13 protein-coding genes are annotated in these 12,698 nt (G+C 38.2%); all 13 read left to right on the plus strand.

All coding sequences use genetic code 11. The features are described 5' to 3' along the window. Nucleotide 1: 1 nt before the first annotated feature. Nucleotides 2-814, plus strand: a complete 813-nt coding sequence (locus BLR53_RS00785) for a glycosyltransferase family protein (RefSeq protein ID WP_074586267.1) — start codon at nt 2-4, stop codon at nt 812-814. A 2-nt stretch (nt 815-816) separates the two neighbouring features. Then, nucleotides 817-1,701, plus strand: a complete 885-nt coding sequence (locus BLR53_RS00790) for a beta-1,6-N-acetylglucosaminyltransferase (RefSeq protein WP_074587239.1) — start codon at nt 817-819, stop codon at nt 1,699-1,701. Next, on the plus strand, nt 1,691-2,683 hold the full coding sequence (locus tag BLR53_RS00795; protein ID WP_074586270.1) for a glycosyltransferase family 2 protein: 993 nt from the start codon (nt 1,691-1,693) through the stop codon (nt 2,681-2,683). The genes BLR53_RS00790 and BLR53_RS00795 overlap by 11 nt, the downstream gene beginning before the upstream one ends. Nucleotides 2,684-2,695: 12 nt before the next feature. Further along, a complete protein-coding gene (locus tag BLR53_RS00800; protein WP_074586272.1) occupies nt 2,696-3,937 on the plus strand; it encodes a hypothetical protein in 1,242 nt (413 codons plus the stop codon). Beyond that, nucleotides 3,934-5,067, plus strand: coding sequence for a glycosyltransferase family 4 protein (locus BLR53_RS00805; protein WP_074586275.1), 1,134 nt, complete (start codon nt 3,934-3,936; stop codon nt 5,065-5,067). Before BLR53_RS00800 ends, BLR53_RS00805 begins: the two co-directional genes overlap by 4 nt. A 6-nt stretch (nt 5,068-5,073) precedes the next feature. Beyond that, nucleotides 5,074-6,201, plus strand: a complete 1,128-nt coding sequence (locus BLR53_RS00810) for a glycosyltransferase family 4 protein (protein WP_074586277.1) — start codon at nt 5,074-5,076, stop codon at nt 6,199-6,201. A gap of 23 nt (nt 6,202-6,224) precedes the next feature. After that, nucleotides 6,225-7,346, plus strand: a complete 1,122-nt coding sequence (locus tag BLR53_RS00815) for a glycosyltransferase (protein ID WP_074586279.1) — start codon at nt 6,225-6,227, stop codon at nt 7,344-7,346. Nucleotides 7,347-7,438: 92 nt separating this feature from the next. Continuing rightward, nucleotides 7,439-7,876 (plus strand): S24/S26 family peptidase, encoded by a 438-nt coding sequence (locus tag BLR53_RS00820; RefSeq protein ID WP_037444769.1) that lies wholly within the window; start codon nt 7,439-7,441, stop codon nt 7,874-7,876. Nucleotides 7,877-7,901: 25 nt separating this feature from the next. After that, nucleotides 7,902-8,186, plus strand: coding sequence for a PqqD family protein (locus BLR53_RS00825; RefSeq protein WP_037444768.1), 285 nt, complete (start codon nt 7,902-7,904; stop codon nt 8,184-8,186). Next, nucleotides 8,176-9,273 (plus strand): nucleotidyltransferase domain-containing protein, encoded by a 1,098-nt coding sequence (locus BLR53_RS00830; RefSeq protein WP_074586282.1) that lies wholly within the window; start codon nt 8,176-8,178, stop codon nt 9,271-9,273. Before BLR53_RS00825 ends, BLR53_RS00830 begins: the two co-directional genes overlap by 11 nt. Before the next feature lie 3 nt (nt 9,274-9,276). Further along, a complete protein-coding gene (locus tag BLR53_RS00835; protein WP_074586286.1) occupies nt 9,277-10,902 on the plus strand; it encodes an ABC transporter ATP-binding protein in 1,626 nt (541 codons plus the stop codon). Between the two features lie 11 nt (nt 10,903-10,913). Continuing rightward, entirely contained in the window at nt 10,914-11,888 is a 975-nt protein-coding gene (locus BLR53_RS00840) for a phosphoenolpyruvate carboxykinase (ATP) (RefSeq protein WP_074586290.1), read from the plus strand. 10 nt (nt 11,889-11,898) lie between these two features. Continuing rightward, nucleotides 11,899-12,693 (plus strand): polysaccharide biosynthesis/export family protein, encoded by a 795-nt coding sequence (locus BLR53_RS00845; protein WP_218122955.1) that lies wholly within the window; start codon nt 11,899-11,901, stop codon nt 12,691-12,693. The last annotated feature ends 5 nt before the right edge of the window (nt 12,694-12,698 follow it).

The raw sequence follows: 12,698 nt of genomic DNA on the forward strand, positions 1-12,698 counted from the left end.
AATGAAAATAGCGGCTGTGATTATACTGTTTAATCCAAATATAAAGGAGGTTGAGAATAATATCCAGCAGTTTATTCAATGGGTTGATAAGTTAATTATATGGCAGAATTCTCCTGGACTAGTTACACTATCTGATGATTTCTCTGATAAAATCATATATATGGGATCGGAAATGAATGAATTTATTTCGAAGCCATTAAATGAAGTTATAGGTTGGTGCCATGAAAATGAATTTGACTGGTTACTTACCATGGATCAAGATAGTACTTGGAGGAACTTCGAAGAATTCCGAGCGCATATTCAGTTATACAAAGATACTGACGTAGTAATATATGCTCCTAATGTCAATAACATTATTACTAGCGAGTTATGTAGAGTTGAAGTTGAAACAGTTATAACATCAGGAGCACTTCATTCTGTTGAAAGGGTAAGAGAATTAGGCGGTTTTCGAGAGGATTATAAAATTTATTGGGTTGATGGCGAGTTTTGCTATTGGGCTAGATTGAATGGATATAAAATTATAGTTGTAAAAGACGCTCATTTAACACAAAAATTTGGAAAAGAGGAGCGGGGACCCTTTGGAATCTTTGTTGCAAACTATTCTCCAATAGTTTATTATTATTTATTTCGGAACATGATCTGGATGAAAAGGGAGTATCGGAAAGGACTTACGTTTAAGACAATAATTTACACATCAAAATTATTTATATGTGGAATTATCTTCGGGGAAAATCAAAAATTTAAAAAACTATTTATGATTAAAAGGGCCATTATTGAGGGCTTATTTAGTCATATTGAGACCAGAAGGAAATGATTATGAAGCATGCTTATTTGATTATTGCGCATAATGAGTTTGATGTTTTGGAACGTCTGATTCGTGCACTAGATGATATTAGAAATGATATTTTTATTCATTTCGATCTAAAATTGGATAATATTCCAACAATTAAGGTCAAATATTCAAAGTTATATTTGATTAATGAAAGAATAGATGTTCGATGGGGTGATTTGTCTGTCGTAAGAGCTGAGTATTCATTATTTGAAGAGGCCTTGAAGAGAGGTAGATATGCTTATTTGCACTTGCTTTCAGGAGTTGATATGCCGTTGAAGAGTCAGAATTATATTCACTCTTTTTTTGAATATAACATCGGTAAAGAGTTTGTCGGTTTTGGTCAGGGGGATATAGAGGTAGAAATCGAACGAAAGATGAGACGGTATCATTTTTTTTCTAAGTATTTCCGTACCTCTTCTAAATTGACTTCTTTTTTAATGAGAGCGAGCCGATTCTTGTTATTACGGTTACAATATATACTAAATATAAAAAGAAATAGCGGCTTTGTGTTCAAGAAAGGTCCGCAGTGGGTAAGCATTACAGAAGATTTTGCATATCATCTCGTAAAGCAGAAATCAGAAGTTTTAAAAGTCTATAAAAATACATTTTGTTGTGATGAGATATTCGTGCAAACAATTTGTTGGAATTCCACTTTTCAAGATCGAATTTTCAATATCACCGATGAAGCGGTTGGATCGCAAAGGATGATCGGATGGGAGAATGGTCAGCTGGTTGAATGGCAGGATGAAGATTATGAGCTACTTATGGAATCACACCTTCTATTCGCTAGGAAATTCAATGGTGAAAATTTAGATGTGTTAGATCGTATTTTAAAAGAAATAGAATCCCAATATAAATATGGAATTTAAACCTGTTGTATCTATAGTTGTTCCTATTTATAGGGTTGAACCGTTTATAGAAAAATGTGTTCATTCTTTACTGAATCAAACCTATCAAAATATAGAATTTATTTTTGTGAATGATGACTCTCCTGATAACAGTATGATGTTATTAAGGCAAATTATAGAAAAATACCCTCAACGTCAAGATCAAGTCAGAATTTTTGAACACAAAATGAATAAGGGACTACCTGCGGCTCGGAACACTGGGCTCTCTGCAGCTCAAGGAGATTATATTTTTCACTGTGATAGTGATGATTGGGTTAATTCGAATATGATTGAAGACATGATCTCCATAGCTATCAAGGAAAACTCGGATATAGTATATTCAGATTGGTTTTTGACATTTGAGGAGAAAGAAAGATATATGACGCAACCGTCGTTTTCAAGTGCTGATATTTGTATCCGAGGGATCTTAGAAGGAAGTATGAAGTACAATGTTTGGAATAAATTAATTAGAAAACGTATTTATCATGACAACGAAATTTCTTTTCCTGAAGGAAATGGCATGGGTGAAGACATGACCATTATTAAGCTTTTTTGCCATGCTGATCGCGTCTCCTATATTTCTAAAGCATACTATCACTACATGCAGACCAATCCAAATGCATTTACCAAGGGATTTTCCGAGCAGCATCTTAAAGAGGTGAGGTTTAATATGTATGATACCATACGATACATAGAAACAATATTTGGAGCAAATTTCTTTTTTAAAGAGTTACAGTATTTTAAACTTAATGTGAAGTTACCGTTTTTAATTGGTAGTGAACGTCGAATGTATGATATCTGGCGGGAATGGTTTACTGAGGCCCACCCATATATTGCGAAAAATCCTGCCTTTTCATCACGTACTCGTCTAATTCAGTACGCTGCTATGAGAAAACAGGACTGGTTGATTAAGCTATATAGTTATTTTTTAGACAGAGTAGTGTATGGATGGTTTTACAGATAACATAAGATATATATGATACGAGCCATTCTTTATTTTATCATTGGAATAATAACTAGTTGTTATTATTTTTCTTTCGGTTTTACTTTTCTTCCCAGTAGCATTAATACCAAGATGATTCTTGCTGTAGTAGGAATTGGGCTATTTGTGTTTACCGTATTGAAACAACGATCATTTACAATCAGCAAAGAAATGTTATCTGCTGTGATTTTTTCTGCTGTTTTCTCCTTAATCTGTTTTTTAACAACAGATATTAATAATACCAATGATTTATCTTACGCGACTTATCTTTTAAGTTTTTTCACATGGTTGGGAGGCGCCTATACAGTTTGTGCGTTAATTCGAATTGTGCATGGTGAAGCTAGTTTTCGCCTATTAACCACCTATTTAGCGACTGTCTGTTTTGCTCAATGTGTATTGGCATTGATGATTGACAGTATACCTTCTTTCCAATTATTAGTCGATAATTACGTTGCTCAGGGTCAGGAATTTTACGAGGAAGTAAATCGTTTGTACGGCATTGGAGCTGCATTAGATGGGGCAGGGGTCCGATTCTCTATTGTACTGATAATGATTTCGGCGCTTCTTTGTACAGATCAAAAAATTAGAGAAAACCGTTTCTTCATCGCACTTTTCCTAATTGCATTTTTTAGTATTGCCGTTATAGGTAACATAATTTCTCGGACTACAATTTTGGGCGTTATCGGTGGATTCTGTTACTTTTTTTTCGGTGCGGGCTTGTTACGGTTGGAACATCGAAAGTTTAATGGAGTGTTTATTGTGACGCTTTTGATCGCTCTAGGATTATGTATTTACGGATATAACATCAATCCGGCATTTCATGACCATATGCGTTTTGCATTTGAAGGTTTTTTTAATTGGGTAGAAAAAGGAGAGTGGCGTACAGACTCAACCGATAAGTTGAATAAAAACATGTGGATATGGCCTTCAGACATGAAAAGCTGGATAATTGGAACAGGAATGTTTGATAATTGGGCATTTGGTACGGATATAGGGTATTGCCGTTTTATATTATACTGTGGGGTAACTGGATTCGCGGTTTTCGCACTGTTTTTTGTTTACAATGCTATAGTGTTTGCACATAGATATCCGGAATATCGAGCTATGTTTTTCATATTCCTCATATTAACCTTTTTAGTTTGGGTAAAGGTATCTACTGATATTTTTCAGATATATGCCTTCTTCTATTGTATGGAGAGATCTGACACTTTGAAATTTTCAACTAAAAGAGTATGAAAATAGTATACTGTATCGTTGGAACATTTAATTCGGGCGGAATGGAACGTGTGCTTACTAATAAGGCCAACTATTTAGCCAAGATGGGTTACGATATTAGTATTATCACAACAGATCAAAAGGAACGTAAACCATATTTCGACCTAGATAAACGTGTCTCGCAATATGATTTAGAGTTAAATTACACCGATGAGATAAATGTTAGCTTGTTTCGTAAGATACTGGTTTTTAAAAGAAAGCAAAAGAATCACAGGGGGAAATTGTCAGCTTTATTGCTACGCTTAAAGGCCGATATAGTGATTTCCATGTTTGATCATGATGCTACTTTTTTGCATACGTTAAAGGATGGAAGTAAAAAGGTGTTGGAAATTCATTTCTCACGGTATAAGCGTTTGCAATACGGGAGAAAAGGGATTTGGAAACTTGTTAATATGTTTCGTAGTTGGACAGATCTCAATACTGCAAAAAAATATCACAGTTTTGTCGTATTGACACATGAGGACAAAGGGTATTGGGGGGATTTGCCGAATATAACTGTAATTCCTAATGCAAATAGTTTTATCCCTCAAAAACACGCTGACCTCATAGCAAAAAAGGTAATCGCAGTTGGCAGGTATGATTATCAAAAAGGATTTGACGAGCTTATACAAGCATGGAAACACGTGTACAGAGTTCATCCTGATTGGTCGCTTTCAATTTTTGGTCATGGTCCATTAGCAGAAACACTGCAATCTTTGATTCAAGATCTGGAGCTGCAGGATGTAGTACGTTTGTGCACTCCGGTTAAGAATATCGAAAAGGAATATGTATCGAGTTCGATTCTCGCTATGACTTCTCGTTACGAAGGTTTACCGATGGCTCTTTTGGAAGGGCAGGTATGCGGTTTACCATTAGTATCCTACGCTTGTAAATGTGGGCCAAAAGATATTATTCACGAAGGTGAAAATGGCTTTTTGTTAGCCGAAAGAGATCAAGAGGGGCTGGCTGGCAAATTAGTCCTTTTAATGCATAATGCTACTCTGCGGAAACAGATGGGACGCACTTCGCGCGCACTATCGTTAAACTATACTGAAGAAATTATTATGAAACAATGGTTTGATCTCTTCAAACAATTAATTAAAAATAATTAATATTTAATGTCTAAAATCATAATCTCGCCGAGAACAATCGTTATATCAGCTATTAACCTTAATAAAGGAGGCACCCTTACAATCTTAAGAGATTGCTTGCAATATCTTTCTACCCTAGCTTCTGAAGATAATTATCGAATAGTTGCTTTAGTATATAAGCAAGAGTTGGCTGATTATCCAAATATTGAGTACATCGAGACCCAGTGGCCAAAAAAACGTTGGATTAATCGTTTGTGGTTTGAATACATTTCCATGAATAAGATTTCCAGAGAAATTGGCGCGGTATATCTGTGGCTTTCTCTCCATGATACGACTCCAAATGTCGTAGCTGAAAGAAGAGCAGTGTACTGCCATAATTCTTTTCCCTTTTACAAATGGAAGTGGCGTGAGTGTTTCTTTGCTCCAAAAATAGTGTTACTTGCTTTGTTTTCGAGTTTTATTTATCAAAAGAATATACATCGTAATGATTTCGTCATTGTACAGCAGCAGTGGTTAAAAGATGCTATCAGGCATTTATTCGACTTATCTGCTGCGAAAATAGTAATAGCATCACCTAAAATCAACAAGGATGAAATTTTGTATAATCACAAACAAAGCCTTATAAAAGAATACTCCTTTATTTATGCCGCTTCCCCTGATAGCCACAAAAATTTCGAGTGTATTTGCCAGGCCGTAGAAATCCTTGAAAAGAAAAGATTGTCAAATTTCAAAGTGATCATTACCGTGGGGGGAAAAGAAAATAAATATGCCAAATGGCTCATGAAAAGTTGGGGGCATTGTTCAGCTTTAAATTTTGTTGGGTTTTTAGACAGGACTACACTTTTTGGATATTATTCTACCTGCAACTGCTTAATCTTTCCATCAAAAGTAGAGACATGGGGTCTGCCCATTTCGGAATTTTCAAGCTACCAAAAGCCTATGTTACTGTCGGATTTGCCTTATGCTAAGGAGACGGCTGCAGGCAATCAGCAGGTCGCATTTTTTGATCCAGACCGTCCCGATGTGTTAGCGCAACAGATGCAACAACTGATTGAAGGAGACTTGTCATTTTTGAAAATGGTACCGAAACTTCCACTTGAAGAACCAGTTGCGCATTCCTGGGATGAATTGTTCCGTATCCTTTTAAAACCATAATCAGTAGCTGAAATAATAGAAATATGAAAATACTTCAAGTCGGTAAATTTTACCCTATACGCGGGGGAGTAGAAAAGGTTATGTACGATCTGATGCTCGGTCTATCTGCCCGGAATATCCACTGTGATATGCTTTGTGCAACCACAGAAGATCATCCGGGGGGCATTTTGCCGGTAAACTCATTTGCTAAAGTAATAGCGATACCGACACAGATTAAATTCGCAGCGACGATGATCGCTCCTAAAATGATCCTGAAACTTCGTCAGATCGCTGGCGATTATGATATTATTCATATTCATCATCCTGATCCTATGGCAACCCTGGCCCTTTTTCTGTCAGGTTATAAAGGCAAGGTTGTTTTACATTGGCATAGTGATATTCTCAAACAAAGAATGTTATTGAAGCTATATAGACCATTGCAGGATTGGGTGATTAAAAGAGCAGATCTGATAGTAGGTACCACACCGGTGTACGTAAATGAGTCACCTTTCCTAAGTAAGGTACAGTATAAGGTAGATCATATTCCTATTGGAATAGAGTCCATCACACCAGAAATTGCACAAGTCGAAAAAATTCGTCAAAAGTACGGGGAAAAGAAATTGATTTTCTCGCTGGGAAGATTGGTAGAATATAAGGGTTATGAATATCTGATTCGTGCAGCACAGTATCTCAATGAAAACTATCAGATCGTTATCGGAGGTAAGGGGCCACTTTATGACGCATTGCAACAGTTAATTCTGGAGCTAAATGTAAAGGACCGCGTCGAGCTTATTGGATTTATTTCCGACGAAGATCTTCCTGCTTATTATGGTGCATGTGATATTTTCTGCCTGAGCTCGATTTTGAAAACTGAAGCTTTCGCAATTGTACAGATCGAAGCAATGTCTTGCTCAAAACCAATCGTATCCACGCATATTTCCGGGTCAGGCGTGAGCTGGGTAAATGCAGACGGAGAATCCGGTCTGGTTGTTGAGCTCGAAAATCCAGAGGCGCTAGCTAATGCAATTAACAGTATTTTGCAAGAAAAAGAAAAATATGACCAGCTGTCAGCTGGAAGTTTACAACGTTATCAGACATTTTTCACCCTCGAAAAAATGGTCGATAAATGTCTGAATCTATATCATAAACTCCGCTCAAATCTCTGAGAAATATCGGGCCGTATAAATGCACAAAATGAACAGAGGTATATTTCCTTCTATTTCATATTTTGAACAGAATTTAACGGTGGAAGACATTATTGCTATACAAAGATAGAATTACGATACCCAATAAACTTCTTTTTGAGCAGGTACTTGGCTACATAAAGCAAGGCAAATATGTAACCATACCGGTCAAAGGGACTAGTATGCTGCCTTTCTTAAAAGATGGCAACAGGGTATCGCTTAAATCTTTTCACGTAAGTGAGTTAACCAAAGGTATAATTGTATTAGCAAACGTAAAAGGCGAGATGATACTTCATCGTGTGGTGAAATACGATAGTACAAAAATCTACCTGGCAGGTGACGGGAACGTTGCAGCGCATGAAGTCGTCAATTACGATGATGTGGTAGCAATTGCCCACACCGTCTATCGTGGTGAGACCGAAGTTAAATTAAATCAGAGAAAGTGGCGCTATCTCGGGCAGATTTGGTACTTGATTCGCCCTGTCCGAAGAGTAGCGAGAAAATTGTTCTGAAAATTGTGTTGTAATTAACGGCTTTATGAAAATAAGAGAAGATTTGGTGTTGAGGCATATAGGAGATGATCATATTATTGTCGACCCTGGGCAAGATATGGTAGATATGTCGAAGGTTTTTACGCTGAATGATTCTGCAGCTTGGTTATGGGAGAAATTGGCAGGACGTGAGTTCACCAGTAGCACTATGGTGGATTTGTTGGTGGAACGCCACGATTTGCCATATAATCAGGCCGAAGAGGATATTCGCAAGTTAGTTGAGGTTTTAGAAAAGAATGGATTGCTGGACAAATTAGCTAATGCCGGATAATAAAATTCACAGGGCATTACTAGCGCTATTGCGGTCAGGACTTTGGGGTGAGAATGAGAATATTATATCATTTCCTTTATCCGGTGAGCAATGGGTTCAGCTATATAATTTTGCCAGGCAACATACTATAGAAGGTATTGTATTTGACGGTGTTCAGCGGTTACCTTTCGATATGTTGCCTCCGCGTGAGCTGATGTTGAAATGGGCTGTAAAGATTGATCAGATTGAGCGGCGTAATATGCAGATGAATGTCTGTATAGAAGAAGAGCTGAACTTTTTTAATGGCCAGGGTTTATATCCAGTATTGCTCAAGGGGCAGGGTGTTGCCGCTTGTTATGCTGTTCCAGAACATAGAGTTTGTGGAGACATAGATTGGTATTTTGAACAGAAAAATCAATACCAGAAAGCAAATAGAATACTTAAACAGCGGGGAATTAAGAGCTCCGGTACAGCTGGATTCAGCACTGAATACGTATGGCGCGGAATTCTCACGGAACATCATACACGAATGTTTGATATTCATAATCCTTTCTGCTTCACTTATCTGGATCGTTTGCAGAAACAGTTTTATAACGAAAGACTGAAAAGTGAGTTTCAGGGACACACTTTACTTTTGCCGGCACCTATACTTATGGTTTTACAAGTAAATGTTCATATTCTGAAGCATCTGTTATCGTTTGGAGTTGGATTGAGGCAGTTATGCGATTCAGCGAGAGTATATCATACTTATCAAATGAAGTTAGATGGGCAGGAGCTTAAGCAGATTTATCAAACATTGGGAATTCTAAAATGGATACATCTGTTACATACCGTTTTGGTCAAGTTTATGGGATTACCATCGGCGTCTTTACCTTTTGAACTTCCCGATGCGAGCGATGCAGATTGGATGATGGATGAAATTCTCATGTCGGGGAACTTCGGCTTTTTTCATCCCCGGTTTGAAGGACAAACTGAAAATGCTGGTTTAGTGAGAAGCCATGTGACCCGCCGGCTATGGTCGAATATGAGAAGATACTTTAAGTTTGCACCAATGGAAGCAGTTAGCTTTCCACTGGTGCAATTTTACTCAAAATTAGCAGTAAAATAACCAATGAATAGCACAGCTCTACATCAAATTAATTGGGTGTGGTCTATAACGAAAGGACATAGATCGGCATTACTCATTTATTTTTTGCTTGAGCTCGCAGCAATAGCACTTTCCCTGCTATTTGTACTCTGGTCTAAAAGAGCTGTCGATATCGCAATGCAGACAAATGCTTCCGATATGAAAATGGTGCTGATACTCGTAGCAACCAGCTTGTTGTTCGCTTTAGTTATCCGTGGTTTTTCAGGTTGGTTGAGTGAACGTACCACTTTGAAGATAGGCCTGCGTTTACAGCAACAAATGATTGAAGTTCAGATGATGTCTTTATGGAAAGTTGTAAAAGACTGGCACTCGGGAGATATACAGTCACGTATTCATTCAGATTGCAATGAAGTGGTTAGTATGGTGGCGTATTCAGGTATTTCATTTCTGCTGACATTGATCAGATTGCTTGCGTCTTTTGCCTTTCTCTGGAGTATGGATCCCATGCTCGCTTTCATGATTCTGGCCATTACACCTCTCTTTTTATTTTCAAAGGTATACTTCAGGAGAATGCGGCGCCTAAGCAGGGATGTTAAACAGAAAGAAAGCGATTTCTGGAGAATTTTACAGGAAAATTTAAGGTTCCGGATGGTAATTCGCGCAATGGATCTACTATCCGGCAGGAGAGAGAAACAGGAGAATAGCCAGGATTTGATTTACAAGCTGAAATCAGAACAGTTGAATTTCGCCAGCTTTACCCAATTGGCCATGAAATTTACAATCAATATTGGATACTTGCTGACATTTATCTGGGGTGTTTATCGCCTGCGTGCCGGAGAGATCTCATTCGGGACCATGACGGCATTTCTACAATTAGTAGGAAGAATTCAGACACCAATTTTGACGCTTAGTGGCTTTTTCTCGCTTTTTATCAGATTCAGAACTTCCCTGGAAAGAATAATGGAGTTAATGTCAGGAGAAAGAGAACCATTTGTAGCCCCTCAAAAAATACGTGGACTTTGTACGCTTTATATTGATAACCTGACTTTCAAATATGAAGATGAAAAGGTTATTGATGGGTTAACTATAAAAGTAAAGATTGGCGAACCAGCGGCAATTATTGGTTCGAGTGGAAAAGGTAAAACCACTTTAATGCGTTTACTACTGGCATTACTGCAGCCAGAGAATGGCTGGATATGGTTAGCAGACTATCGTCAGAAATACGTTTTGACAGCCGGCCATCGTGTGAACTTTGCCTACGTCCCTCAGGGAAATACTTTGTTTAGCGGTTCTATTCGGGAAAATTTATTAATCGCTAACCCTCAGGCAGACGAAGAAAAGTTAAAGTATGCTTTATGGCTTTCATGCTCAGAATTCGTGTATCATTTACCGAATGGTATAGATACGGTAGTGGGAGAGTCAGGACATGGACTATCGGAAGGACAGGCTCAACGTATTGCTATTGCAAGAGCGATGATGCGCGATTGTGATATCTGGCTCTTTGATGAGATTACATCGGCATTAGATAAAGAAACAGCAGGCAATTTAACCAGAAGATTGATAAAAGCCGGTGAAGATAAGCTCTGCATATTCGTTACGCATGATTTTAATCTGGCCGAAAACTGTAGCCAAACCATATACATTAATTGATTAGCGGGGAAATGGTAAATCATATTCAACAAGATGTAATGCCACAGAAAGCGACTTATAAAGTAGCCGGGCTTTATCTGGAACTCGTTTTTCCGGCGATGCTTAAACGCGCAGAAATATTGCCTTCTTTTGAACCTTTTTTAGAAGAGCATGGTATAAACGAAAAATGTATATGCTCCATTGAATTAACTTTTCAAGACGTATCAGTGCAAAATGAGGATGGAAAGCTCCTAAGTGATCTGTCTGTGGTCTGGGGTGATAATTTCCGTTTTTATGAAAGCGAGTATTGCTACACCACAACCATCTGGAGTGAATTTGACGATGGTTTCTGGAAAATGAAAAGTAGTAAAGACTTTAGTCATTCCGTCATATATCTGGTAAATAGAAAAGAGGCTATAAATAACGCACTAAGCTGGTTGGTTATGGTTGCTTTCGGGCAGGCATGCTTATTATATGATACTATTCTAATACATGCCTCTGCCATTTCTAAAAGTGGAGAAGGATATGCTTTTTTAGGTAAGAGCGGAACAGGAAAAAGCACGCACAGCAGACTATGGCTGGAAAATATTCAGGGGACACAGTTACTTAACGACGACAACCCGGCAGTCCGGCTTGAAAATGATGGCCATGTCTATATCTACGGTACCCCATGGAGCGGCAAGACTAGCTGCTACAAAAATATCAAAGTTCGTTTACAAGCATTTGTACGGCTTAAGCAGTCACTTTATAATCGGCTGACACAGAAAAAAGGAATGGCAGCTTTTGTTTGTGTTCTGCCAAGTTGCACAGCAATCCGTTGGAACAACCGGCTTTTTACCGCAATGAGTAACACTGTGGAACACGTTTTACAGAGAGTTATGATTGCTGAACTGGAGTGTCTTCCCGACCGGGAGGCAGCCTTGCTTTGCTACCGTGAAATTTTAAAAATTGATAAACAAAGTTTACAAAATTCCGGCTACCAGGAGGTTACGGGAACTAAAAATTAATTACACCTATATGAAAAAATGTCTACTTATTCCCTTTGTCGGCTTCGTACTACTTTTAAACTCTTGTGTTGTGAGTAAAAAAGTGGTATACGTCCGCGATATGGAGCCGGATACCACTTATCGCGCCATGTCCGCTCCTCCGTTACGTATTCAAAAGAGTGACCGCCTGAGTATTGTTGTTAGCGCTAAAACCCCCGAACTGGCTATTCCTTTTAATCAGGGCGTTGGTGCTTATCAGGTTAATGATCAAGGCGATATATCTGCGGGATCATCTGCAGCAACAGAAATTCAAGGTTATCTGGTGGACGATAGTGGTGAAATTGAATTCCCCATACTCGGTGCATTTAAAGTGGAAGGAATGACACTGGAGGAAATTAAAAATTTGATTAAAAGCCAATTGGTTAAGGAGAAATTGATTAATAACCCAGCCATCAAGGTCGAATTGTTAAATCTTAAAATCAACATGATGGGGGAAATTAACAAGATAGGTGTGCTAACTGTACCTGATGCCAGAATTACGCTTCTTGAAGCGATATCGCGGGCAGGCGGCTTGACTGTAAATGCCTCTCCGGGTAAAATAACTGTAATCCGTGAGGAAAATGGCGTACGTAAAATGGTGATCAATGACATCCGGTCAAGGGATATTTTTAATTCACCCACCTATTATCTGCAGCAAAATGATATCGTATATATCGAACCCCTGGATGCACAGCCAACACCTAAGGTCCAGACCAATTGGCGATATATCACAACAGGTCTTGGCTTAGTGGCAACTGTATTTACTATCATCAATGTTTTTAAATAAGCTGT

The organism is Pedobacter antarcticus (genome assembly GCF_900103515.1).
In the GTDB taxonomy this organism is placed as follows: Bacteria; Bacteroidota; Bacteroidia; order Sphingobacteriales; family Sphingobacteriaceae; genus Pedobacter; species Pedobacter antarcticus.